General features: G+C 36.4%; 18 protein-coding genes and 1 other RNA gene. 2 read left to right on the top strand and 17 right to left on the bottom strand.

Annotated features, from left to right (window positions below; all coding sequences use genetic code 11):
• The 9 genes from ACFQ32_RS01975 to ACFQ32_RS01935 all read right to left on the bottom strand — a co-directional run bounded on the left by ACFQ32_RS01975 (window position 1) and on the right by ACFQ32_RS01935 (window position 8,591).
• Window positions 1-1,056: a carbamoyl phosphate synthase small subunit gene (locus ACFQ32_RS01975; RefSeq protein WP_046324826.1), complete on the bottom strand. Its 1,056-nt coding sequence runs from the start codon at window positions 1,054-1,056 to the stop codon at window positions 1-3.
• Window positions 1,057-1,968, bottom strand: coding sequence for an RluA family pseudouridine synthase (locus tag ACFQ32_RS01970; RefSeq protein ID WP_046324827.1), 912 nt, complete (start codon window positions 1,966-1,968; stop codon window positions 1,057-1,059).
• Window positions 1,958-2,425: a signal peptidase II gene (lspA, locus tag ACFQ32_RS01965; RefSeq protein ID WP_046324828.1), complete on the bottom strand. Its 468-nt coding sequence runs from the start codon at window positions 2,423-2,425 to the stop codon at window positions 1,958-1,960. The genes ACFQ32_RS01970 and lspA overlap by 11 nt, the downstream gene beginning before the upstream one ends.
• Window positions 2,426-2,434: 9 nt before the next feature.
• Window positions 2,435-4,111 (bottom strand): formate--tetrahydrofolate ligase, encoded by a 1,677-nt coding sequence (locus ACFQ32_RS01960; protein ID WP_046324829.1) that lies wholly within the window; start codon window positions 4,109-4,111, stop codon window positions 2,435-2,437.
• Between the two features lie 568 nt (window positions 4,112-4,679).
• Window positions 4,680-5,909, bottom strand: a complete 1,230-nt coding sequence (locus ACFQ32_RS01955; protein ID WP_046324832.1) for a metallophosphoesterase — start codon at window positions 5,907-5,909, stop codon at window positions 4,680-4,682.
• A complete protein-coding gene (locus ACFQ32_RS01950; RefSeq protein ID WP_046324833.1) occupies window positions 5,896-7,029 on the bottom strand; it encodes a THUMP domain-containing class I SAM-dependent RNA methyltransferase in 1,134 nt (377 codons plus the stop codon). The genes ACFQ32_RS01955 and ACFQ32_RS01950 overlap by 14 nt, the downstream gene beginning before the upstream one ends.
• Before the next feature lie 66 nt (window positions 7,030-7,095).
• Window positions 7,096-7,465, bottom strand: an RNA gene (rnpB, locus tag ACFQ32_RS01945) — RNase P RNA component class B.
• Window positions 7,466-7,491: 26 nt separating this feature from the next.
• Window positions 7,492-7,932: a DivIVA domain-containing protein gene (locus tag ACFQ32_RS01940; protein ID WP_046324834.1), complete on the bottom strand. Its 441-nt coding sequence runs from the start codon at window positions 7,930-7,932 to the stop codon at window positions 7,492-7,494.
• 92 nt (window positions 7,933-8,024) lie between these two features.
• Window positions 8,025-8,591 carry a DUF1273 domain-containing protein gene (locus ACFQ32_RS01935; RefSeq protein ID WP_046324835.1) on the bottom strand — a complete coding sequence of 189 codons (567 nt, stop codon included), beginning with the start codon at window positions 8,589-8,591 and terminating at the stop codon, window positions 8,025-8,027.
• Between the two features lie 69 nt (window positions 8,592-8,660).
• On the opposite strand from ACFQ32_RS01935, the gene recU reads away from it, so the two are divergent.
• Together recU and ACFQ32_RS01925 are read left to right on the top strand one after the other, a co-directional pair.
• Window positions 8,661-9,293, top strand: a complete 633-nt coding sequence (gene recU / locus ACFQ32_RS01930) for a Holliday junction resolvase RecU (protein ID WP_046324836.1) — start codon at window positions 8,661-8,663, stop codon at window positions 9,291-9,293.
• Window positions 9,283-11,649: a transglycosylase domain-containing protein gene (locus ACFQ32_RS01925; RefSeq protein ID WP_046324837.1), complete on the top strand. Its 2,367-nt coding sequence runs from the start codon at window positions 9,283-9,285 to the stop codon at window positions 11,647-11,649. Before recU ends, ACFQ32_RS01925 begins: the two co-directional genes overlap by 11 nt.
• A gap of 38 nt (window positions 11,650-11,687) precedes the next feature.
• On the opposite strand, the gene ACFQ32_RS01920 is transcribed toward ACFQ32_RS01925, so the two are convergent.
• From ACFQ32_RS01920 to ACFQ32_RS01885, 8 genes are all read right to left on the bottom strand, one after another.
• Window positions 11,688-11,888 (bottom strand): DUF3923 family protein, encoded by a 201-nt coding sequence (locus ACFQ32_RS01920; protein WP_046324838.1) that lies wholly within the window; start codon window positions 11,886-11,888, stop codon window positions 11,688-11,690.
• Window positions 11,889-11,953: 65 nt separating this feature from the next.
• Window positions 11,954-12,583, bottom strand: coding sequence for an endonuclease III (gene nth, locus ACFQ32_RS01915; protein WP_046324839.1), 630 nt, complete (start codon window positions 12,581-12,583; stop codon window positions 11,954-11,956).
• Window positions 12,584-13,225: a DnaD domain protein gene (locus ACFQ32_RS01910; protein WP_046324840.1), complete on the bottom strand. Its 642-nt coding sequence runs from the start codon at window positions 13,223-13,225 to the stop codon at window positions 12,584-12,586. It lies immediately after the preceding gene.
• A gap of 73 nt (window positions 13,226-13,298) precedes the next feature.
• Complete coding sequence (gene asnS, locus ACFQ32_RS01905; RefSeq protein ID WP_046324841.1) at window positions 13,299-14,597, bottom strand: asparagine--tRNA ligase; 1,299 nt, start codon at window positions 14,595-14,597, stop codon at window positions 13,299-13,301.
• 67 nt (window positions 14,598-14,664) lie between these two features.
• Window positions 14,665-15,147 carry a hypothetical protein gene (locus ACFQ32_RS01900; RefSeq protein WP_046324842.1) on the bottom strand — a complete coding sequence of 161 codons (483 nt, stop codon included), beginning with the start codon at window positions 15,145-15,147 and terminating at the stop codon, window positions 14,665-14,667.
• Window positions 15,134-17,923, bottom strand: a complete 2,790-nt coding sequence (locus ACFQ32_RS01895) for a helicase C-terminal domain-containing protein (protein ID WP_046324843.1) — start codon at window positions 17,921-17,923, stop codon at window positions 15,134-15,136. The genes ACFQ32_RS01900 and ACFQ32_RS01895 overlap by 14 nt, the downstream gene beginning before the upstream one ends.
• 21 nt (window positions 17,924-17,944) lie before the next feature.
• Entirely contained in the window at window positions 17,945-21,586 is a 3,642-nt protein-coding gene (gene addA, locus ACFQ32_RS01890) for a helicase-exonuclease AddAB subunit AddA (protein ID WP_046324844.1), read from the bottom strand.
• 2 nt (window positions 21,587-21,588) lie between these two features.
• Window positions 21,589-25,062 (bottom strand): PD-(D/E)XK nuclease family protein, encoded by a 3,474-nt coding sequence (locus ACFQ32_RS01885; RefSeq protein WP_046324845.1) that lies wholly within the window; start codon window positions 25,060-25,062, stop codon window positions 21,589-21,591.
• Window positions 25,063-25,127 lie beyond the last annotated feature (65 nt).

Here is a 25,127-nt window from a genome sequence, read left to right as displayed (position 1 = left end):
TTACACCATCATCTTTACAAAGTTATCAAAAATGGGAAGAGCATCTAGACTTCCTGGTGCTCCTTCGGCATTGAAAGCTGTACCAATTACCTTATTGGTTTTATTGCTGTAACCGGCAAGTAATTCACTGTGAAGATCGTAAAATTCTCTTTCCATTTTGAATTGAACGCTGTTTGGCAGAACCAGTTGATCAATATTCATAGCTACTTGCCAAATCTTGTTTGTATTTTGATCAATTACAGGGTAATTAATACCATTATATGGTTGTGGTAAGTCGACAAGTTCAAAATTCAAAAAATCGCTTAATGTTAAAAACCCTAAGCCAATTCCCCAAATGGGAATTTGACCATAAAATGCTGAGAGAATTGGTTCTAGGTCTGGCATCAATTCATTTGGCCTGCCAGGCCCTCCCGAGATGATAATTCCTTGCGGTCGCAAATTTTCAATATCGGGCACAGCAACATTATATGGTAAAACTGTAGCATTAACCTTTCTTAAAGATAATTCTCTAAGCATGGAATGCTTTAAACCAAGATCAATTATAGCTACAGTTTTCCCTACATTAGGTACTGCATAGGCATTCTTAGTAGAAACAGCTGCAGATTTGTTTTTGGGCAATACCAAGGCTTTAATTTGGTCAAAAGCGTGTTCATCATTTGTGTCCATAATCGACGCTTTGATTGTTTTCTCCTTATTCAAAAGATGAACTAAGGCTCTGGTATCGACATTAAAAATTGCTGGTATATTTTTTTCTTTTAAAAAAGAAGCTAAATCCTGAAAGTTGCCACTTTCGGAAATATTTTGTGCAACATCATTGGCGATTATTCCTTTTACTGTCGGATTAATGCTTTCATAGTCAATAGCATTAATACCGTTGCCACCAATCATTGGGGCAGTAAATACGAGAATTTTACCTGTATTGGTTGGGTCAGTCAGTGCTTCTTGATAACCAAAATTACCCGTTTGAATTGCTAACTCACCGGTAGAAATTATTGAAGCTCCTAATCCTTCTCCTGGAAAAGATTGACCATTTTCCAGAATCAAATATCGTTTCATTTAATCACTTTTTTCTCTCAATTCAGTCAGTCTTTGCAAAAAAATTCGTGGAGGTTTTACTGCAAATTCGAGCCATTTACCAGTTGTTGGCTGTCTGAACCCTAATACTTGAGCATGCAAAAATTGACCATTTCCCTTTAAGGTATGATGCGGTCCGTATAATGGGTCCCCTGCAACAGGATGTCCAATATAAGCAAGGTGTACCCTGATTTGATGAGTTCGACCTGTTTCAAGTTGACATCTGAGTAAACTGTAATTTTGAAATTGTTCAAGAACAGTAAAATGTGTAATGGCTTCTTTGCCGTTTGCTACTACAGCCATTTTTTTACGATTATAATGATCGCGTCCAATTGGAGCTTCTATTGTTCCTTGTTTTTCAGAAAAATTGCCGTGTACTATTGCTAAATACAGTCTTTTATTAGTTTTTGTGGCCAATTGTTCTTCTAAACTTTCACGCGCCAAAGTATTTTTGGCCACCATTAATAAACCAGATGTATCCTTGTCAATGCGATGGACAATGCCCGGACGAAATCCTTCAGGACTTTTAGCCAGATTTTTCGTATGAAATAATAATGCATTAACGAGTGTGTGATCTGGGTGTCCAGCAGCTGGATGGACTACCATACCCTGTGGCTTGTTAACTACTATAACGTCTTGATCTTCATAAACTATGTCTAATGGAATATCTTCTGGGACTAAAGCCAGTGGCTTTAATTTTGGAACAATAACTGTAATTAAGTCATTTTTTTGAACCTTATAGGCCGACTTAACTATTTTTTGGTTAACCAGGATATTTTGATCATGGAGCAATTCCTGAATTCGCGAACGTGATAAAGAGGGAATTGCGTTTGCCAGAACTTTGTCTATTCTGCCCTTTTCATCATGGATAACAAGCTGGTATTTATTTAACATCGTTTTTTTCGCTTTCGTCAAAAAAGAGTAGATAAATAAATACCAATATTATGCCAATTGTAATGGCAGAGTCAGCAATATTAAAAATATTGAAGTGAATAAAGTCAACTTGAATCATATCAATAACATACTTTAAATGAATACGGTCAATTAAATTGCCAATAATTCCGCCTAAAACCAGTGCTACACCAGAATCAAAAAGCTTACTATGAAAATTGTTTCGTAACAGGTAATATAAACAAATTACGATAGCGATAATACTAATCAGGTAAAAAAGTCCCATTTGACCGGGCAAAATATTCCAAGCAGCTCCATCATTTTGTACATAAGTAAATGAAAAAACGTGGGGAATAATCTGCTGCGTTTCTCCCAGCTGGTAATTACCGGCAATAAAAAACTTTAGTCCTTGATCAAGAAGTACAATAAATAATGAAATAATTAAATATAAGAATTGCATCGATATTTTTTAAAATAAGCCACTAATTTTACCATTATTGTCAACGTCAATATCTAATGCTGCTGGGTGTTTAGGTAATCCTGGCATATCTAAAACATGTCCAGTGGTGATAACAATAAATCCAGCTCCATTTTTCAGACTGGCGCCCTTCACATGCAAAGTAAAATCTGTTGGTGCTCCTAATAGTTTTTGATTATCAGTAAATGAGTACTGTGTCTTGGCAATAATGACTGGCAGCCTATCCTTCCCCATTTTCTCAAGTTCATGAATATCATTTTCGGCTTTTTCAGTATATTCTACTTTAGCTGCATGATAAATTTTTTGTGCTATTTTAGCAATTTTAGTTTTTACCTTATCATCTTTTTGATAAGTGGGTACTAGCTTGCCTGCTGCTGAATTTGCTAAATCAAGGACAGCTTTCGCAGCTTCTATTCCGCCCTTTGAGCCCTGTTCATGATAATCAACGACAACAGAATCAATTCCTTCTTCTTTAATCAATTGCTGTAAAAGCGAAAGTTCATTTTCGCTGTCAGTTGCAAAATGATTAATTAAAACAATCACAGGAATACCATAATTACGCATATTGTTCATATGTCTCTTAAGATTTGCAAAACCGCTACGTAAAGCAGACAGATTTTCTTTACTTAAGTTTTCAGTAGTACCTTCTGCTTGATATTTTAAGGCACGTACGGTCGCCACGACCACGCTGGCATCAGGCTTTTTATCCAAATGCTCAGATACAAAGTCCATGAATTTTTGACCACCTAAGTCGCTGCCGAATCCTGCTTCAGTTAAAACATAATCACTTAAATGCAATGCTAAATTAGTTGCCATAACGGTATTGGCACCATGGGCAATATTGGCAAAAGGTCCACCGTGTACAAGAGCGGGTGTATGTTCAATTGTTTGCACTAGATTTGGCTTTAAGGCGTTAGAAAGCAAGGCTGCAATTGCACCCTCAAATCCCAAATCCTTGACATACACAGGCTTATCATTTTTAGTGTAGCCTACGAGCATTAGACCAATTCTCTTTTTTAAATCATTAATGTCGGTAGCCAAACACAAAATGGCCATTAGTTCATTGGCAACTGTGATTGCAAAACTGGATTTGTGCTCAATTCCGTTGAACTTTGAACCTTGTCCTACAGTGATATTTCTTAAACTGCGATCATTTACGTCAATTCCTCGTTTCAAGAGAATCCGGTCAGGATCTAGTCCAAGTTCATTTCCCTGATAAATGTAGTTGTCTACTAAGGCTGCCAAAGTGTCAATAGCAGCTGTCAAGGCATGCATATCTCCCGTAAAATGGAGGTTAATGTCTTCCATTGGAATTACCTGGGCTTGTCCACCACCAGTTGCTCCGCCTTTTAAGCCAAAAACTGGGCCCATTGAAGGTTCGCGCAAGGCAATCATCGTTTTCTGGTGTAATTGATTGTTAATAGCATCTCCCAGACCAATAGTCATTGTTGATTTACCTTCTCCAGCTGGAGTTGGAGAAATTGAAGTAACCAGAATCAGTTTACCAAGGTGCTTGTTCGCCAGTGTCTTTTTAATTGCCTGCCAATTGATCTTGGCCTTATCATTGCCATATGGCTCAATATCTGTACTGCTTAAGCCAACCTTAGCAGCAATTTCGTTAATGGGTAATGCGTGTGCTTCTTGTGCAATTTGAATATCTGATTTCATTGCGCATGCCTCTTTCTGTATATAAATTTAATAACTAAACATCCATCTTATGTAATATCCTTTTCATATTAGAATTTAGGTCCCACCTTTTCTTTAATCAATTGTCATTATATCAAACATTAAGCATTTTTTATGCATAACCTGCTATAAATTACGAATAAAGCTAAATTTTCTTCTATAAATAAAATAGCTACTTTTGCCAAAATTATTCTAGTTTAACTATTTTATTTTTCAAATCTTAACAAATAATAGTGGCCAAATTCGTTCAATTTAATTTCATAAATTTTAAAAAAATGCCATTGCAGTAAAATAGTTGGCTTTGATGACATTTTGGTCTTAGAACGAAATGGGAGTTTGAATATGCTCGTATCCCAATAAGAATTAAAATAAGTATAGAGCAATAAAATAAGGAAAATTAAAGCACAAATAAGTGCTGGCCAATTAAAAACTTTAGTGCTTTCATATAAAAATATCAGACTCAAGAAAAATACAATTAAGATCCAGCAAAAATATATTAATCCACTACGACCTAAAATAATAAAATGCTTTTTTTTCATAAAAATCCCTGTTAATACCAAACTTCTGCATTGAGGTTACTGTGATTAGTAGTATCGAATAAAGTTTTCATATAGTCGCTAAATCGCGGCCTTTGACTAACTAAGATGTTAAATTCTTTAGACGAGTATAAATTTTTTAGTTGCTTTTTTGCGATATGATTATGACCCGTAAAATATTGATAATTCATTTCAATAAAAAGACGGTTTACCCTTTGTAGCAATCTAGATTGATCATCGTTTAAGTGATCTTTTTTATTTGAATTACCAGTTAAATTTCTTATTTGAATGTTCTTTAAGTAGCTGTGAAAGTGAACCAGATTCGGATCTAGCCGTTCTTCTTTAGTTAAAAAAGGTTTCATATCAAATGTATGTCGCTGATATTCAATGTGATCCGGTTTTACTTTGACTATGCCATATCCTTGATCGTATGAACAAAAACTTGAAGTAACAATTTCTGTAGTGGGTGTTTTTGCCTGTGGCTCGACGATATTTTGAGCATGAATGTGGCCGGAAAAAGCTATTTTAACCTTATAATCCTGGCATAAACGGCATAATGTTTGTGCATTGTTTAAAACAAAGCCGCGATTAACCGCTGGATTATGAACATAAAGATTATGGTGCATGAATAAAAGTGGTTTAAGGTGCCTCATCTTGGCACTTTCTAACTGCTTTTCTAACCAGACAATTTGCTCTTCGCTTATTTGCCCTTCAGTAGAGGGAGCCCCACTAGCTTCATGTTCACCATAAATGTTGGAATCAAGTAATAGTAAGAGGTATTCTTTATTTAATTGTACGCTGTATGCCAATGAATTGGGATCAATACTTTGAGCACAATCATATGAGCTTTTAAAAATTCCTTGCCAATCAGTGGGACTTATTTGATGGGCATAAAGCTGATTAGGACCTTGAAAAGCTCTGGCCCACCCATCATATATGTCGTGGTTTCCTGGCAAAACCAGTAATTTAGTTTCACTTAAATTACGAAATATTTCTGCAAATTTTTGTGCCGAAATAAGCTCACCGTTAAAAGTAACGTCACCAGTAACAATAATAGCTGCCGGCTTTTTTTCATTAGCAAAAGCAGCAAAAGCCCTCAAAGCTGTTTCTTGATATACCAGGTCTTTACCCTGACTGGTATCTTGAATACGTTGAAACGCTTGACCATCATCATGCAAGCTATCTGCAATTAAATGCGTATCTGTAATCACCCAAAATTTGGTATTCGCTTTATTTGTAATCATTTTTTCTTGCCCAATATTGGTAGAAATCAACTCTTAAGTTGCCATTAAATAGTTTGCGCTTTTTGGTCGCTTTTTTACCGAAAAAATTTTCAAATGCTGGATCGCCAACCAAATAATACTGGCTGAATGTGTCATATTTTAAAAGTGACTCACCCATTTGTTTATAAATTACCTCAGCTGATTCCCGATCTTTCAGCCTTTTACCATAAGGCGGATTAGCGATTATTACCCCATTTTCTAAGTCTGTGGCAAAATCCTTTACTGCAACCTGCTTAAAGTAAATATCCTGTAAAACACCAGCATTGTTGGCGTTTAATTTGGCAATTTCTAAAATGGATTGGTCGATATCACAGGCCCATATTGGCTGGTCAAGAGGCTTAATTTCACTTTTAGCTTGCGCCACCAATTCATCATGAATAGAGCTGTCAAACCAATCAAAACCATCAAAAGCAAATTGCCGCCAAATCCCAGGGGCAACATTTTTCCCTATTAGAGCTGCTTCAATAGCTAAAGTACCTGAACCTGTCATGGGGTCAATCAAAGGATGGCTGCCATCATATGGAGTTAGTTTTAATAATCCTGCCGCAAAATTTTCTTTCAGCGGTGCTCCACCATGTTCAATCCGATAGCCTCTCTTAAATAAACTGGCACCAGTAGTGTCTAGCGATATGCGGGCAATGTCTTTATTAATATGAATATCAAGAGGATATTCATTACCATTTTCTGGTAAAAAGCCACGACGATGATACTGATCGGACATTTTATTTACAATCGCCTTTTTTACAATTGATTGAATACCAGGTTCAGAGTGCAACTTTGATCTGACTGACCGGCCTTTAACAGGAAACTTAGCGTCAACTGGTAATAGCTCAGCCCAATCAATATCATAAACCTGATTAAAAAGGGTATCAAAATCGGTCGCCTTGAACTCCTTAAGTAAAATTTTAACGCGGTCTGCTGTTCTCAACCATAGATTGGTTTTGACAATATCTTTTTGATCGCCCTCAAAAAATACTCTACCATTCTCCGTATGGGTTTGATATCCCAGCGTTTGTAGTTCTCTTGCAACAACGCTTTCAAAGCCGACACCCATAGTTGTATATAACTGATATTTTCTCATCTTTTATTCTTTCCTTTAAAAAAAAGCGTTGAGCCCTTTGAAAAGCTCAACGCTGCCAATGCAAATTTCTGTAAGCCACGTTCTGTTCAAGTATTTGTGGCATAAATACCTGTAGCAGCCATCTATCTTTGCTAAACTAGTAGCAATCCAATCTTTAGTTCATTTTCTTAGATTGAACGCCCCCACCAAGTTTGGGTTGCACGCTCGCAGGGTTTACCTCGTTCCACCAAAAGTGTTTCCACTTCTGCTTCGTCACTGTGGCACTTTTCAGAATATTTATGCATATCATTAGAATGACTTAGCACTTTCTTCGCCGTAACTTAAAATTCTTTAGCTTATTGGGCTAAATACGAACACTACAAGCATCTCAGCTCGTGCGTGCGTGGACTTTCCTCAGCCTGACCTCTTTCAGATCAAACCGCGACTGCTCAAAAATTGCACCATTAAGAATTATATCAAAGCTTACTCTTTTTGTAACCCATAAACTCGTTGTTCAAGATTATAAACTTTGCGTTCAAGAGTAGAAATTCGTTGAATAATGGCCATATTAGTGGAATTTTCAGTTTGTGTATCTGATTTATTAATTGGATTGAAGCTCTGCGTTGAACGTTCATGATTAGGGGTATATGTCTTGATACTTTCCGCAGATGTTACTGGAGTTATTCTCCTTGTTTTTTGTGAATCAAGAGCTTGCTCTTTATGATGGTCATCCATTAATTCACCTTGCAGCTTGCCAATTTGGCCGTAAAGGTCTTCAATTATTTGCTCAAAGGTGTCATAATCTGCAATTACTTTATCTAAAAAAGCGTCAACTTCATCAGGGTCTAAGCCTTTAACTTTTGTCCTAAATTGTTTTTTTAAAATATCCTGTGTGGATAGTTGAATATCATTTAAATCTGCCATGATAATATACAACTCCTTTTTTTATCACTTTTATTCTAGCAAAAACTAGCCATGCTTAAAACAAAAATGTTAATTTTAAAATAAAGTTATCCTTATTCTTTATAATTATCTTCTTGATTTTCTTGATACTCCTCAGCTTCATCTTGTAGATCATAAAAATCAATTAATTCAAGCGGATATTCTTTTGTTTCTTGATATTTCTTGATTAAATTATAATCAAACTTGGGTTTACCTGGATTTTCAGGGTCATAAAGCATTAAGGCTCTATCTGTATGTAGTAGCATAAAATTCTGGTAATTGCGCAGTTGAACTGGGTTTTGATACGGTTCTTTAGATGTAGAAGCAAAAAAGTCAACTTGACTTTTTAAATTAAGATACTTTTCTTGATTGCTTTCATTCCATCTGCCGGCAAAGTCTTCATAGGGCACAATAATAGATGTTCTTAAAGGATATTTTTCCCGCAAGGAAACGGCCACTTCACTTGCCCATTGCTCTACTCCCAGATTTGCTCCAGTTATTACCCAATCTAGCTGGTTATTCTCCAATAAATTTAACATATGTTTTTTTAAAACTAATTTTATGATTTTGATTTTGGGATCCTTATCTCCGAAGGTATTTAATTCGTAGTTACGGTACCCAGTTACCCATAGTCTTTGCATAATGAAACAAATGGCTCCTTGTTCAAAAACTTTTTCTTTATTGCTATAATGCTAGCAGGAGTGATATTTATGGTCAAATATCCAACCGGCAGTTCTGCCGCTTTTCGCAACTTAAATGATAAGCCCCAAGCTTCACATAAAAGAAGAAAACATAAAAATATTAATTTTTCCGATCGAGGGATGAACCTTGAACAGATGATTAATGAATCTAATAAATATTATCGTACTAAAGAAATAGCCGTGGTACATAAAAAACCTACGCCTGTTCAAATTGTTAAGGTAGACTACCCTAAAAGATCACGTGCAGTAATAAAAGAAGCATACTTTCGCCAGGAATCGACCACAGATTATAATGGTGTATATAAAGGTTACTATTTGGATTTCGAAGCTAAAGAAACCAAAAACAAAACTAATTTTCCCTTAAAAAATTTCCACGAACATCAAATAGTTCATTTAGCAGAATGCTTGAAGCAAAAAGGAATATGCTTTACAATAATAGGATTTACAAGCTTAAACCGCTATTTTGTTACTCCCGCAAGCGCAATTATCAAAGCTTGGTGGACAAAAAACAAAAGTTCATTAACATTAAAAGAAGTCGAGGATTGGTCAATAGAGATTAAGAACGGTTTTCAACCAACACTTCCGTATTTGAAAGCTGTAGATTCTTTTATCTCGGATAGGAAAATACACGATGACAAATAAAAATTTCAACTCAAATAATGGACGTGAATCACGTAAAAACTACCGCCAAAGTTTACCTAAACCATTGTGGCGCCGCATACTTAAGTGGACGTTTTTGGTTATTTTTCTATTTCTGGTAGCCGGCGTTGGTCTATTTGCATTTTACGCTAAGGATGCTCCCAATATTAGTCGCGCTGACCTTGAAAGTGGCGGCTCTTCAGGATTATATAATACAAATGGTAAATTTGTAATGTCTTTAGGTACCGAAAAGCGACAATACGTCAAGGACAGCAAAGATTTGCAACTGTTAAAAGATGCTATCGTGTCGGTTGAAGATAAACGCTTTTATAAGGATAAGTTAGGAATTGATCCGATTCGAATTGTAGGATCAATGTTAACTAATGCCAAGAGTAAAAGTATCTCTGCCGGCGGTTCTACCATCACCCAGCAATTAGTTAAGCTGACAAAATTTTCAACAGCTGCTTCTCAACGGACTTTACGCAGAAAGGCTCAAGAAGCCTGGCTGGCCATGAGGGTGCAGCGAGAATACAGTCATGATGAAATCTTAGAATTCTACATTAATAAAGTTTACATGAATTATGGCAATACTGGAATTGGCACCGCGGCTAATTTTTATTATGGTAAAAAAATTGGAGACTTAGACTTAGCTCAAACAGCGATGCTGGCAGGGATGCCTAACAGGCCGACTGTTTATAATCCTTATACCTACCCGCAATATGCCAAATACCGCCGTGATATCGTTTTAAAGGCGATGTTGAAGAATAAGAAAATCTCGCAAGAACAATATGATGAGGCCAGCAAGGAAAGCATTAAAAAGGGTTTAAAACCACATAATCAGCGCAAACAGTCAAACTTACGTAAAATTAATGATCCATATGTTAAAGAAGCAATTGCCGAAGTTCGGGCAAAGGGTTTTGATCCTTTCCGTGATAATTTAAAAATTACGATTAATATGGATCAGAAAGCTCAAAAGAAACTATATCAATTGGCTAATAATGGGCAGGTTCCCTTTACTAACGATAAAATGCAGATTGGTGCTTCCGTAGTTGATCCTAGCAATGGTCATGTGGTAGCTATATTGGGCGGCAGGCATCTGCCTTCTTCAGTCCAGCTAGGCTTAGATCGGGCTGTGCAAACTACTCGTTCAACTGGATCTTCAATTAAGCCTGTTCTAGATTATGGCCCTGCCATTGAATACCTTAATTGGTCCACTGCTAAAATGTTAGATGACAGCAAATACGTCTATCCGGGAACAAACGTCCAATTATACGACTGGGACAATAAATATGACGGCATGATGACTATGCGGCATGCCTTAGAACAATCACGTAACGTTCCTGCAGTAAAAACATTAAGAGAAGTCGGCATACCTCGTGCGAGAAAGTTTGCTGGCAAAATGGACATTGATATTCCGAAGGATTCCGGCCTGTCTGTAGCTATCGGCGCGAATGCTTCCAGTTTACAAATGGCAGGAGCTTTTAGTGCTTTTGCAACGATGGGTATTTACCATAAACCGCAATTTGTTTCAAAAATTGAAACTCCTGATGGATTAACCAGAAATTATGATTCTGAGGGTATTCGTGTTATGAGTAAAGCCACCGCTTACATAATTACGGATATGTTAAAAGGTGTTATAAAAAATGGCTCTGGCAGAAATGCCCAGATTAATGGTTTGTATCATGCCGGTAAAACCGGATCCGTTAAATATTCTGAACAAGATTTAGCACGTTATCCGGGGTACGCAGCTACGCCAAAGGATTCCTGGTTTGTTGGCTACACACCTCGTTATGCAATTGGTGTTTGGACCGGTTACGATAATCTAAAAGATGGTACTATTTCCGGCATCGGACAGCAGTCAGCGCAGCTTTTTTATAAAAACATGATGACCTATTTAATGAGAAATAAAGAAAATGTTGACTGGCAAAAGCCCGATTCGGTGATTAGGGCTAGAATTGCTAAAAATTCGAATCCTCCAGAGGTTTCTTCTACTGGGGAATGGCAACTGTTTGTTCGTGGACATTCTCCTGTTGGTATAGTTGATGATAGCAGCGACTATGATGAAGACGATGAAAAAACTAATACAAATAATTCATCTTCTACCAGCAATACTCAAGAAAGAAATTCAGTTCATCACGAAAATGGTTCAACGACCCAAAATAATAAAAATGAAAAGAAAGATAAGGATTTAAAAGATAAGCCGCAAACAGGTAATACTGGTAAAGACAATTCATCTGATTCTAGTCAAAATAATGATGCAAATAATTCCAATTCTGAAAATAACCCGCACCATGAACAAAAGCCGAACAAGCCTGGGGGCGAAAGTAATAACTCGGCCAATGACGAGAATCATCATTAATTAAAAGAACCGCTGAAAAAATTTCAGCGGTTTTTTTATTATTTTTTCACAAATAGATAAACTATTAGTTCTATTAGGCCAATAAAAGCAAAAAACACTATTAAAACAGCTAAGGAAATGAGTTTGACATTCATTGTATTAGCTGTACCCGTGCCATCATAGGGACGCAGCCAGAGAAATAATGCCAAACTTGCAAATAAAACCACTAAAATAATGTTGGTTATGCGCCATCTACTCATATTTTTAAACTCCTTTTAAATTAATTTGTTAAAGGAATTATACTAAAATTTTTATTTTTTAAATACTATTTTTCTTTTAAATAAGTATAGGGGTCATTTTTGTCCCGTGCTGTCATTGAGTAGCGACCAAATAAAATCATAGCGTGATGTGTATGAATCCATTCACTTTTAGGTAAAATTTCCTCTAATCTCTTTTCTACTTCCAGTGGCTTAGCATTTTGCGGTACTATATGAAAGCGCTTGGAAATTCGTGACACATGAGTATCGACTGCTATCGCAGGTATGCCAAACCCTTCAGCTAAAACAACGTTAGCCGTTTTCTCTCCGACTCCGGGTAAAGAAAGCAAGCTCTTTTTGTCATGAGGAATTTTACCATCATATTTTGATACTAGAATTTCAGCTGTTGCTTTTAAGTGCTTAGCTTTAGAATGATAAAGACCAATTTGGGAAATATGCTTTTCTATTTCCGGAATCGTTGCTGTTGCCAAATTTTTTGGTTCAGGATAGTCCTCCATAAATTTAGGCATTACTCGATTTACCATTTTATCAGTGGTTTGAGCGCTCATTAAAACCGCGCATAATAAATGAAATTTATTATCCCACACCAATTCACTTTTTGCGTCAGGGTACATTTTGTTGATACATTCTAAAACTTTTCTGGCTTCTTTAGCACTAAGAATTTTTTCCGTTTCCATTTAGCGATTCCTCCTCAAAAACTTTTGGACCTCACTCACTGTTTTTAAATTATGCCTTTGCCAATTTAACAAAATGCGATCGATGTACTTTAAACTATATGCCTGAGATAAAACAGCTTCCCGCAAAGCCAGCCTGATAATAGCAGGATCATAATGGTCAACGTTTAGCCAAGCAGCAATTTCTTCGCGTTCGATTGGGCTTAAGTAGCGGCCAAATTCAATTTCAAATTGGCGAACTAATTGATTTAGAGGACTGTTGTCAATTACAGAGGTTGAATTATCTTTGCCATTTTTATTGAGGGTACTATCAGTTTTTCCTGCCAACAATTTATCCAGTTTGTCGTACAGCTGGTTAAGGTTATATTTATTTCCAATCATGCCCTTTTGATCAGTTACCTGATCAATTACCAAAAAATTTTGTTCAATTAATTTTTGCAATAAGGATCCAATTTCTGCAACGGAAAAATTAGTGTTGGCCGCAATTTCTTCATTAGTTGGAAAAAAGTCTCCTTTTTGAGCAAACATTTCCAGTTGCAAAATGACCATCATTTCAGCGTCATCGATTTTTAGCTGGGGATAATAAGCTAGCAAACCGTTTGATAACAGAGTTACACCTAAAGCACGGTAATCATTATATTGCATGATTTTTCTCCTTTAAAAAAGTTGAACTAAAGTAATTTTAGTTCAACTTTTAATTATCTTATTGATTTTATTATTAAGGCTCAAGTCTATTAATCATTCTTGGGAATGGGATAGCTTCACGAACATGGTCTAAATTACAAATCCAAGCAATTACCCGTTCAAATCCCATGCCAAAGCCAGAATGAGGTACGCTACCATATTTACGCAAATCCAGGTACCAGCTATAATCATTTTCATTTAAGCCAGCTTCATGAATTTGTTTAAGTAAAGTATCGTAATCACTTTCACGTTCAGAACCACCCATAATCTCGCCATAACCTTCAGGTGCTAGAACGTCTGCACATAGATATTCTTTAGGGTTCTCAGGATTCTTCTTCATATAAAAAGGTTTAATAGCGGTTGGATAATTTACAATGAAGAACGGACGATCAAATTGTTCAGAAATAAAAGCTTCATCAGGTGCGCCAAAATCATCCCCCCATTTAAAGTCTCGTCCATCATCCTGCAACATTTTTACTGCATCATCATAAGACAAGCGGGTATAATTGCCCTGAGAAGCTGGCTCAAGCTTCTTAGGATCTCTTCCCAAAATTTCCAGTTCATATTGGCAATTTTGTAAAACTTGTCCAGTAACATATGACAAGAACCGTTCCTGCAAAGCAAGAGATTCAGCTTGATGCATCCAGGCCATTTCCGGCTCCATCATCCAGAACTCGGTTAAATGACGACGAGTTTTTGACTCCTCTGCTCTAAAAGTTGGGCCAAACGTAAAAATTTTTCCGAATGCTTCAGCCCCTACTTCACCATAAAGTTGACCAGATTGTGAAAGGTATGCATCCCCACCGAAATATTCAGTATGGAATAATTCCGTAGTTCCTTCGGGAGCAGAATGCATAAAGATCGGAGCATCAAATTTTATAAAACCTTCATTTTCAAAGAAGTCAACAGTTGCTTTGAAAATGACGTTTCTGATTCGCATGATCGCAAATGGGCGCTTGCTTCTTAACCACAAATGCCTGTGATCAAGAAGAAATTCAATACCGTGTTCTTTATTACCGATAGGATAGCCTTCATTATTAGTAATAAGCTTCAAATCCGAAATCTGAATTTCATAACCAAAGTGAGAACGTTCGTCTTGATGAACAGTCCCCTTGATGTAGAAACTTGCTTCTTGATGCAGTGATTTTGCTGTCTCAAAAACTTCATCTGAAACAGCATTTTTACGAACAACGCCTTGGAAAAATGCTGTACCATCACGTAATTGTAAGAAAACTATCTTGCCACTTGAACGTTTATCCGTCAGCCAAACGTGCATTTGCACTTCCTGGTCGACATGATTGCGACAATCTGCTATAGAAATTAATTCTGTCATAAACTTTTATTCCACTTTCCTTATCATAATCAAATTAATAATACCAAAGTTTGAGCAATTTAGCGACTTAACCTATTAATTTTCCATTTTTAAAATTAAAAAGTTGATAATGATATTCCCCCGCATCATTTTTAGCACTTATTTCCCAAACCGGCTTATTCTGATACCAGCCTAGATTTACCTCAGTAATTTTTGCAGTTGGCCTTTTAGCACTGTATTTGTTGCGGATAACTGCTTCATTAACACCCTTACTTGCTGGATATAGATATGCTTTTTTAGACCCTGGCAAATAAATAAAATAATAGGTCTTATGATTCTTAGTCAGACCTTTTAAAGAATAGCTGTTAATGCCACGATTCAAATGATAGGTCTTTTCGGTGTACTTGATCGGAGTCTTTTGTAGGGCAATTTTGTTAAGCTCGCGGGTTTCTGCTCTTTCAGGATTACCAGCCTTATAAAAAATTATTATAAAAGCAAAGTATAACAATACCAGTATTAAGAATACCCATGCTAAAAATTTAAATGTTTGTTTAGTATCATCTTGTATCATAGTTTTCTAGCTTTTCTTGTAAATCATTCAAAGATATTTTTTTGACTTTAACGGGAACCGCAGCCAGAAAGATAGGACCATAATCCTGAGACCAAATTCTCGAATCTAATATTAAAAATTGCCCTCTATCCTGCTCTCCACGTATTAGCCTGCCCATTCCTTGCTTAAACCGAATAACCGCCCGAGGCATCGTGTCAGAATGAAAAACGTCAATTCCTCTGTCAACGAGCTGTCTTTGGCGCAGCTTAACTTCAGGTAAATCGGGAGCTTCAAATGGCAATTTTGTTGCTATTACCAAATCTACACCACATTCGTGAAAATCAATTCCTTCCCAAAAACTATCTGCACCAAGTATCAGAGCTTTTTTAGCAATGGCGAATCTTTTAATAATACGATTATTTGACCCAGAAACACCCTGAGCCAAAATTTCAAAATCACGTAAGTTGGGCGAATTGATAATAGCACTAAATGTTTTTTTAATTTGTTCTAAATTTGTCATTAGTATTAAAACGTGATTTTTATTTGCCAAGTCATTTTCAATAATTTGTGTTAGCTTTTTTTCGTAGGTAGGATCATTGATATCTGGAAAATCAGTTACAGATAAAACCTCAAGATGTTTTGCTAATTTAAATGTGCTTGTTCCGATGTATTTTTGTGGTGCTAAGTCGGTTAAACCCAAAAGTTTAATTATAAAATCAAAACCATTTTCACTTGTCAAAGTTGCACTTACAAATGAAATGTGATCGAAGCGAGCGTATATTTTCTGCAACTCTGGCGTTGCGTCAAGCATCAGCCAGCTTAAATTGGCACTCAAAGGATCTTGAGGATTAGTTAAAGTCACAATGAAGCCTTCTGATTCAACATAAGCCTTTTTACGAAGCAAATCAGATAACTGATAGCTTTTTGTAATAAAATCATCCAGTTGATCTATTTGGCCTGAAGTTTCGCTTAAAATTGCATCCCGGTCAATATTTGAATTGTCAGTTTCATTGTACATCTTAAATAAAATTTGATTGGTATTTTGCCTGATGTCTTCCAGCTTCCGCTGCAGCTCCTTCAGTTTGACTAAAAACTGACTATTTTTGGGAAATAAATCCCTTCCTCTAAAGCTAAGTAGCAAATTACCATTAGCCAAAGTATTTTGGCTGACAGCCTTTTTCTTTTTAGAACAGAGTAAACGCTGCAAATGATTTATTACCTTAATTAATTCAAGGATTGCCGGATCCAGCTTTTCCAATAAAAAATTAAACTGAACGTCATTACCGTATTGATTAAACACACTGTCATCGGCATAATAAAGCAAATTACGCAGATGGTTGAGAGCTCCCCATAATGATTCGAACTGAAACGAATCGTTTCTAGAACTGATAACATTGTCTACAAAGCGGTGAGCCTCATCAATAACAAGATACGGATTTTGTCCCCAAATAGTATCGTTATAATGATTGGCTAAATAGGCGTGATTGGTCACTAAAATGTCAGCCTGCTCTTGCCTTTGTCTAGCCAAGTTCCAAAAATCAACGCCCGCAAAAATGCTACCAACGCGAGCATCTCCAGGATGGGCAATTTGAGTAAATAAAGGTGCACGATAGTTAGTAAGCTGCAGTTCGTCTAAATCGCCGGTCTTAGTTTCGGTTAACCATACTAAAATACGCATTTGCAAAACTAAAGTCAACTTATTAGGAGTACCTTGATATAAACTCTGATAAAAGCCATCTAGATCAAGGTAATGACTGCTGGCTTTGACTTCTTCGGCTTTTAAGTCCAACTTGGTAACGTTCAATAATTGGGGTATTTCATGATTAATAATCTGTCTTTGCAAAACTTTTGTAGGCGTAGCAATTACTAATTTTCTATTGGTATATAAATGATAGGAATAAGCAAATAAATAAGAAAAAGTCTTACCGGTGCCATTAGGAGCTTCAACTAATAGTGTCCTTTGCTTTGAGGCGCTTAAAAACTGTTCAATACGATTAATTAGGTCTACCTGTGGTTGCCGGTAATTAATTTTATTTTGAAACAGCTTCTTTTTTGCGCTATCACTTTTCGGAAAAGTAGTTGACGACTGACCTGCGGTGATTGCTACTTTTTCCTGCTTACGCAAGATTATTTGTCGTACTTGTTGGTATGCAGAAGATAAAGGACGTTTCTCTTTACGTGCATCATCAGCAATAGTCGTAAAGATCCAAGAGGTGTCACGGATTAAACCGTGCGCCAAAGAGCTTAACGTGTTAAGAGTAGCTTGGGGTAAACTTTCGAGCCGCTCAATAATTTTTATTAGTAAAACTGCAGTGCCATAGGCATCAGAGTCAGCTTTATGGGGGTTTAAATGTTTAATGTGCAATAATGCCGTTAAATCGCTCAATTTATATGATGGTTCCGTAGGAAAAGCAATTTTGGCCAGTTCCACGGTGTCAATTGCACGATTGGTTAAGGGCTCATAACCATGTTGTACTAATTCATAATTTAAAAACGGCAAATCAAAATTGACGTTATGAGCAACGAAAACAGTATCCTTTAAAATTTTTACAATCTTTGGTGCATAAAAAGAAAAATCTTTTGCATGAGCCACATCCTTATTGTGTATATGAGTCAGATTTTGAACCGCTATTGGAATTTCACGGTGGGGGTTAATCATAAACGAATATGTTTTGACAACTTTCATATTTTTAATAATAGCGCAGCCAAACTGGATAATATGATTGTTATCTTCTCGCTGTGTTCCGGTAGTTTCCAGATCAACAACTGCAAATACGGTCTGCTCAAATGATTTCATTCTGCATTAGCCCTCCTTTCTTTACTTAACTTCAACAATTTGGCATGCATCTAATAAGATTAAATATTTAGCTTTAACTTTTTGGTCGGAAAAAGAATTTAAAGCTCTTTCATATAAACGCAATTGCCCCGCATACTTTTGCTTAATTTTGGCGATAGCTAATTCTAAGTGGCTGTGATCGATATGATCAGTTTTATAATCAAACAATATTATGCCATCTTTTTCACTAAAATAACCGTCTATTGTACCATGAATTAAAATTTTTGCATCCGGGTCACTGAAATTAGCAAATAGAACGTCAGCTGGCAACAGACTTGAAAATTCAATTTCGCGCTGCAGATTTGCAGGATTTTCCCAAAATTTTTGGGCAAAATCACTATGAACAAACCAATTTATTTGTTGCAAATTTAAACTGGCAACAATTTTGCTGTTGAGCTTATTTTGTTTTACTAACTGCCGCACTTCTTCTTCAACCTGCTCTGCTTTGCCGGAGCCATGATAATCATAGTATTGCAGAAGAAGGTGCATTGCAGTCCCAATTTCCGCCCCGGTAAATTTTGTCTGATACAAAAAGTCAGGTTTAGTATCAATCGGTTGCAAATAACGGTTGGTAGAAGAAATCAGGTGTGCGTTTTCAAGTTCAGCATCAAGAGGGTCATTAAAAGCTTTTTTAATTTCAGATACAGACTGATAAGCAGTTGTGTGACTGGCGTCTTGAAAAGGATAACTGAAGTTGTATAATTTTTTGGCATATTCTGTTAACGCTGACACATTATCTTTTTCAACTTTTTCTGGAACTGCTTGCTCTTTTAAATTGATATTTTCACCTTGATATTGCAGATAAAGCAGTTTTTGACTTGTTTCTGCAGCTAAGTTTATATCTGTGATTTTTTGACTTAGAAGTTTCTGCCAGTCAATTGCAGGACCAATGAAACTCATTGGATTAGTAGCATTAAGTTTACTGCTAAGAGTTATCTGACCATGTTGATTAACTTGATCTTGCCATTTTTTAATCGTTTTGGGTAAATTCTTTAAATCCGCCACTAAAATTAGCTTTTGCTTTGCACGTGTCATTCCGACATATAGAATACGCGCTTCTTCTTCTAAAAGTTGTCTTTTTTTATTCACATTGTCAATTGCTTTGATTAGTGTATCAGCACGATACTGAGTTTCTTTGATTGTCAGACCTACTGAATTTGAATTGATAATGTAATTATTACTTAAATCCCGCATTTGAAAGCGGTGCTGCAAACCTAAATAGAACACAATGGGAAATTCTAGCCCTTTGGAACCGTGAACTGTCATTAAGCGCACTGAATTTCCTGCTTCTTTAGTTAAAAGTGGTTGAGCCAGGTCTTTCTGGCTACGCCGCATTCTTTCGATGAAATTAATGAATTGGTATAATCCCTTAAAGCCCGCACTTTCATAGGATGCAGCTCTTTCATACAAAGCTTCCAAGTTAACTCTGCGCTGCTTGCCGTTAGGTAGCGACGTCATAATTTCCAGTAAGCTGGTTCTTTCATAAATACTCCAAATCAATTCTGAAATTCTGTGCGTTGCCGCAAATTTGCGCAAATCTTCAAGCTGGTTCAAAAAATCTTTTACTCTCTGACTGAGCTCATCGCCAACAGCCACATAAGAAGTTAAAGCATTGTAAAAACTAGCTTTGGGGGTATGAATTCTAATAAGACTTAAATCAGGCTCTTTAAAATTAAATAAGGGTGATCTTAAGACGGCTACCAGTGGAATATCTTGGTCCGGATTATCAATTATGCGCAGGTAATTCATAATGATAGTTAATTCCAGAGTTTGAAAGTAATTTTTAGCATCCGTAACCATGATTGGGATATTATTCTTTGCGAATTCCTGCATGATCTCAAGGTTGTTGCTACGGCTTCTGGTTAAAATCACAATATCGCTGTATTTGAAAGGTCTTAAATGATTATCATTAGTTGAAGACTTGTCATAAACTAAGAAGTTTTCCTCTGTGAATTTTTTAATGCGGTTAATAACCATGGCGATTTCAGCTGAATCGATATCATCAGCAGTATCATCCTGAGCAGTATTTTCATCATTATCTTTTTCGTGAAAAAGTATTTCTGTTGCAGCTGGTAAGTTTTCAGGATAATAGCTCGCTCCATAGACCAGCTGACTTTCAGTTTGATAGTCAATCCCACCAAAATCTGCGGTAAGAACATTTTTAAAAACTTGATTAACAATAGCAATTACTGGCTTAGTTGAGCGGAAATTATCAGATAATAAAATTCGCTCTTCTTTTTGTTCATTTTCTTTAAGAGCTGCTTCTTGATATTTATGCAAGAACAAACTCGGTTCCGCTTGCCTAAAACCATAAATTGACTGTTTGATGTCACCCACCAAAAAAATATTATTTTGGCCGTCTTTTTTAACCAGCTGCAATATTTTTTCTTGCAGGGGATTGATATCCTGATACTCGTCAACCAATATCTCACTGTATTTATTTTGATAAAAAGACCGCGCCATTTGGGATGCAGAAGTATCCTGACTGAGGATTTGATAAGCTAATTGTTCCATGTCGCTGAAATCAAGAAGATTCTCTGCTCTTTTTAACTGAGTAAAATGATCAATCAATGCCAACTCAGCTTTTACAATTGCTGACATGATCTGCTTACCCTTTTGCATTAAAGCCAATTGTTCTTGCTCGTCCGTGGCATAAAAAGAAGTAAAAGAGGTAAAAATCTGTTCCGCTGCTGCTTCTTTTACGCTATGACATTCATCATAAAAGGCAATGACATCTTCATCCCACTTCGCAGATTTATGCATACTTCCACGAAAAATACAGTCACGTAGTTTTTCTCTTTGGTCATCATAGTCGGCATCATTTTTGAGAGCAGCCAAATAATTGGCAAGACATTTTGCAAATAAGTCAAAATTTTCTTTGACTTTATTTAACTGCTTGGTAGCCATGGTAGTACTTTGACAAAGTTGCGCAATATTGTCAGCTAAACTCTGAAAAAGATCTAATAAATACGGTTTGATTGCCTTTTGCCATAATGAAGATTTAACCACTTCAGGTCCGCATTGATATTTTTGCGGTAATTCTTTAAGCCAGTCACGATAATCAGGCTTAGTCATGGCATAATTATACAAATCTAGTAATAAATTCTGTGGCGTCTGTGCATCCCTGTCACCAGCAAAATTATCATAGAAAGCAACAAAATCAGCGTCTTTATTTTCTAAAAATTCTCCTTCTATATCTTTTAATGCTCGCTCGCGCATTAGCTCAGCTTGAGAATCATCAGTCAAAATACTGAAACTGGGATCAACGTCAATCACGTAATAAAAATGATGTATTACATCCAGGCAAAAAGCATCAACTGTCGAAATATTAGCAGAGTCGACCAAGTTAAGCTGTTGACGCAGGTATGATTTGGAGGAAGCTTTTTGTAGCTCCGATAATAATGCTGTTTTAATTCTTTTCTTCATTTCGGAAGCAGCAGCTTTAGTAAAAGTCACTACCAGTAGCTTGTCAACACTGGTTCCGGCAAGTATTTCGTTTATTAAACGCTGCACTAATACCGTTGTTTTCCCACTTCCAGCGGAAGCTGATACCAAAATATCACGGCCATGATCATTAATTGCTTTTTGCTGAACTGGTGTAAACCGTTTTTCTCCTAGGGACATTCTTATTTGTTCTCCTTTAGCCGTTTTTTGATTTTTTCAAGTAATTCTTCCTTTTTAATATTACCAATTTTATGATATTTATTTTCTTTCAGCATGGCATCAAAAAAGAAAATGTCACGGTAATCTGAATATGTTAAGGCATTGATACCATTGCCGTATTTATAAGGGTTTAATTTTATTTGCCCTGATAAAATTTGACTGGAGGCTTCTTTAATCAGTTCTTCGTCATATTTGAGCAGCAAGTCAAGTTCATCATCTTTAAAAGAACTGCCACTAAATTTTAAAGTGCCATCTTTTTTGGATCTGACCCCGGTATAAAGAGAAGATGAATAGCTTGGCTGTTTTAAATCAGGCTCAGCTTCCAGCATTAATAATTGGTCGTTATTGATCAAACCGGTATATTTAAGCTTAACTTGACCATCTAAATTGGCTTTTTTGACCTGCAAATTATTACTATATAAATCTTTACCATTTAGTCTATCCGTTTGCCTTGTGACAGTTTGGTAAAAAGCACCTAAAAGTGAAAAAGGCGTAGACCCTGCAAAAAACTTTTTATTTTGCAGCAAGACATCCAAATAGGAAACCATTTGTAAAGAGATACCATGATAAAATAATCCTAAATTAAATTTCTTAGCGGAAGACTTATAGTCAATTACTTGAGCTAGTAATTCATTCTGATCAGCAACCCGAGCTAAATCTACTCGATCCATTTTGCCCCTTAAATTGACGTAATGTCTGCCAGAGAGATTAGGAATTTTCAAGTTAAGTCCCTTGACCAGTTCACCATTACCAAAACTAAGTTCTGAATATTTAGCACGTAACGGCGTTTTGGTGACTGCCTTGTGCCAGTTAGTAGCAACTTTAGTAGTGGTTTGGTCAAGACATTTAAATAAAAATTCGTTAAAGGGATCGTTCAAAAGCTGCTTATACCGGGCTTCACTCTGCATTTTAGTGCGCGCCACTTTGAGGAGCTCATTAAGTGTTTGATCATCAATTTCTTCTAAATCGAGTGAGCGTTCATTTAATTCCTTAACTAACCTGTCAAAAGTTTCATGAAAGTAGTTTCCGGCCTGGATGGTATCAAGTTCATTTTCAAATCTTTTATGCAAATGCAAGCCATAAGTTAGAAAATATTCATATGAATTTTCATAGAATGTTTCTAGCTGAGAAACCGAAGAATTAAGGTTATTGCCGTATAATTTTTGCGCCAAGTCAGGCCCAATGTTTTGGGGTTCATTAATAAATTGGCTTGCGGCGATAACTTTAGTCGTCTTTTGTGGTAACAGATCACGAGTTAGCTTTAATAATTCTTTTACGCCAATATTTTTTTCAGCCTTATTAAGGTAACCTAAGTAGCCTAAACTTGCTTGGGCATTAGTAATAAAAGACAGTAGCTGACTCGTTTCTTCTGGCAGATTATGCTGCGAAAATTCTGCTGCACCAGCGTTCTTAAACCTTTCATAATAGATTGAAGGTTGAACTGTGTCTCCTTCATCAGAGGCTAAAGAATAAGTTAAGTAAACTTTATCCTGTGCTAAAGCCAGACAAATACCAAACTGGTAATTTTGATCCCAGTTGCTTAATTCTTGTTTGTCTTCAATATATGAGTCTTCACCAAAATCCTTTTTCAGTTCTGCTAGGTTTTCTGGACTTAAAAACCCGGGAGTGTTTTGTATCTGCGGCAGCCCATTAACCGTTGCGCCCATAATAAAAACTTGTTTATAGCCACTAACTTGAACAATCCCCATTTCAGATAAATTGACTGCATCAAGTGTGGCCGGAATTTGCGAAAAGGTAGCTTCCTTAAAACCATTGATCAGTACATCAAAAAAGCTCTTAAGGTCAAAACTGTCCGGATTAATCAGTAAATAATCATGTAAGAGGTTGATCAATAAGTCCCACACCTGCTCAGACTGACGCGCTTCTTGCAAGGCTCCACTCTCTTGAGCATCAGCACGCCACTTTTCTAAAATATTATTCACACCGTTTCGAGTTAAAAAGTCGAAAAAGGTCGTAATTGCTTTTTGGGTATTTGTCTCATCTTTTAAGCTTTGGAACAACTTGGTAATTTGTTTAACAAAAAAATCCTTTAGTTTATCTATTTTGTTAACTTCTTCTGGTACCTTGTCTAAATCAATTACCTCTGCAGCCATATATTCAGTGAAACTTCTGCGCCAAAGATTATGGTTAATGCCGTGTGCCAGAACAAAATTTTCCAGCTGATCAACATCGTATATATAAGCAGATTCATCTTGATACCACTTCGGGATAATAAGCCTAGTTTTCATGATTGCCAGCATATTTTGCGTTTGAAATGGTCTATTCAGCAACTGCGCAATATTTTCAATCAAAACAACCAGAGGGTGATATTTCATTTCCTGCTGCAAGTCATTAAAAAACGGAATTTGATTCTGCCTTAAAATTGGGGTTAAATAGGTTTCGTATTCATGTAAATTAGGTGCCAAAACCAAAAAGTCCTGGTAACGATAATGCCTTAAAGCAACCTGCTGATAAATGGTATGAGCAACGTAATAAGCTTCAGCGTATCTATTGTCAGCACGCACAAGCTGCACCTGATCTAGTTCACCAATATCACTAACCGACCCGGTCCAAAATTCATTGAGTAACTCTCTTTTGGTAGGTTTGGGATTAATAATTGTCGTTGATATTTGATGAGGCAAATTACGGGTTTGAATATACTGCAGTAGTTTATTGATGGTAGTTTGAATAACGTAATCATAATCACCCGGTTCAGGTTTAGGGTTAATTTCACCCTCTTTGGTTTTGAAGGCCAAGGTGACGCTATGAGCTTTGGCCATCAATAATTTAACGGTTAAGCATTCTTGCAGTGAAAAATGGGAAAAATCACTGAAGTAAAAGTCGGTTGTGCTTAGTCCCTTGCAGGCAGCCAGATATTCATTTAATTGCAATTGAATTTCATTTGAAGTAGAAAATTTACCTTTAATAGCCTCAATGAAAGCAGAATATAAAATATTCAAATCTGCAACTTTGTTTTTGGTTTCAAGATCAAGAGTATCCAGATCAATCTCGTTAAGGTCCAAGTTACCTTCGCGTATTTGCAAAATTGTGTCATACAGTTGTTTGAGCAAGCCGGGATTTAAATTGGTAGTTTGAAAGAGATGCAGCTGCTCTTTTTTTTGTTCAATGATTTTTGCTAAAAGCATAGCCGCTGCAGCATCATCCAGCTCTGTTGGTAAGCCCTGTTCGGCATCTTTTAAGAAGAACCAGGCCAACCTGGAAAAAGATAAAACTTGTAAATTTTTCACTGATTGCTCTGTCTGGTTTTTACTAACAGCTAGCCTGTTAATTGCCCTGACTTCTGTGGTAAACTTAATGTGATTAGGAACGATGACAAAAGTTTTATGATTAGGAAAACGCTGATAATTTTCTATTGCTTCCTGTAAAACTTTTTCCTGCATGGGATCGGTTTGCCGACCTAGTAAAATTTTAATCATCTGTTCTGCGCTCCTTTGCCATTATTTTAGCATAGGAACTAAAAATTTTTAAAAACAATAAGGAT

It is taken from the genome of Lactobacillus melliventris, from assembly GCF_042679465.1.
GTDB classification, from domain to species: domain Bacteria; phylum Bacillota; class Bacilli; order Lactobacillales; family Lactobacillaceae; genus Lactobacillus; species Lactobacillus melliventris.
This window is presented reverse-complemented; position numbering and strand designations above follow the sequence as displayed.

Excerpts from the sequence above, each read along its gene's own strand:
- ACFQ32_RS01975 (WP_046324826.1), bottom strand. The coding sequence starts at position 1,056 with ATGAAACGATATTTGATTCTGGAAAATGGTCAATCTTTTCCAGGAGAA.
- ACFQ32_RS01970 (WP_046324827.1), bottom strand. The coding sequence starts at position 1,968 with ATGTTAAATAAATACCAGCTTGTTATCCATGATGAAAAGGGCAGAATA.
- lspA (WP_046324828.1), bottom strand. The coding sequence starts at position 2,425 with ATGCAATTCTTATATTTAATTATTTCATTATTTATTGTACTTCTTGAT.
- ACFQ32_RS01960 (WP_046324829.1), bottom strand. The coding sequence starts at position 4,111 with ATGAAATCAGATATTCAAATTGCACAAGAAGCACACGCATTACCCATT.
- ACFQ32_RS01955 (WP_046324832.1), bottom strand. The coding sequence starts at position 5,909 with ATGATTACAAATAAAGCGAATACCAAATTTTGGGTGATTACAGATACG.
- ACFQ32_RS01950 (WP_046324833.1), bottom strand. The coding sequence starts at position 7,029 with ATGAGAAAATATCAGTTATATACAACTATGGGTGTCGGCTTTGAAAGC.
- ACFQ32_RS01940 (WP_046324834.1), bottom strand. The coding sequence starts at position 7,932 with ATGGCAGATTTAAATGATATTCAACTATCCACACAGGATATTTTAAAA.
- ACFQ32_RS01935 (WP_046324835.1), bottom strand. The coding sequence starts at position 8,591 with ATGCAAAGACTATGGGTAACTGGGTACCGTAACTACGAATTAAATACC.
- recU (WP_046324836.1), top strand. The coding sequence starts at position 8,661 with ATGGTCAAATATCCAACCGGCAGTTCTGCCGCTTTTCGCAACTTAAAT.
- ACFQ32_RS01925 (WP_046324837.1), top strand. The coding sequence starts at position 9,283 with ATGACAAATAAAAATTTCAACTCAAATAATGGACGTGAATCACGTAAA.
- ACFQ32_RS01920 (WP_046324838.1), bottom strand. The coding sequence starts at position 11,888 with ATGAGTAGATGGCGCATAACCAACATTATTTTAGTGGTTTTATTTGCA.
- nth (WP_046324839.1), bottom strand. The coding sequence starts at position 12,583 with ATGGAAACGGAAAAAATTCTTAGTGCTAAAGAAGCCAGAAAAGTTTTA.
- ACFQ32_RS01910 (WP_046324840.1), bottom strand. The coding sequence starts at position 13,225 with ATGCAATATAATGATTACCGTGCTTTAGGTGTAACTCTGTTATCAAAC.
- asnS (WP_046324841.1), bottom strand. The coding sequence starts at position 14,597 with ATGACAGAATTAATTTCTATAGCAGATTGTCGCAATCATGTCGACCAG.
- ACFQ32_RS01900 (WP_046324842.1), bottom strand. The coding sequence starts at position 15,147 with ATGATACAAGATGATACTAAACAAACATTTAAATTTTTAGCATGGGTA.
- ACFQ32_RS01895 (WP_046324843.1), bottom strand. The coding sequence starts at position 17,923 with ATGAAATCATTTGAGCAGACCGTATTTGCAGTTGTTGATCTGGAAACT.
- addA (WP_046324844.1), bottom strand. The coding sequence starts at position 21,586 with ATGTCCCTAGGAGAAAAACGGTTTACACCAGTTCAGCAAAAAGCAATT.
- ACFQ32_RS01885 (WP_046324845.1), bottom strand. The coding sequence starts at position 25,062 with ATGATTAAAATTTTACTAGGTCGGCAAACCGATCCCATGCAGGAAAAA.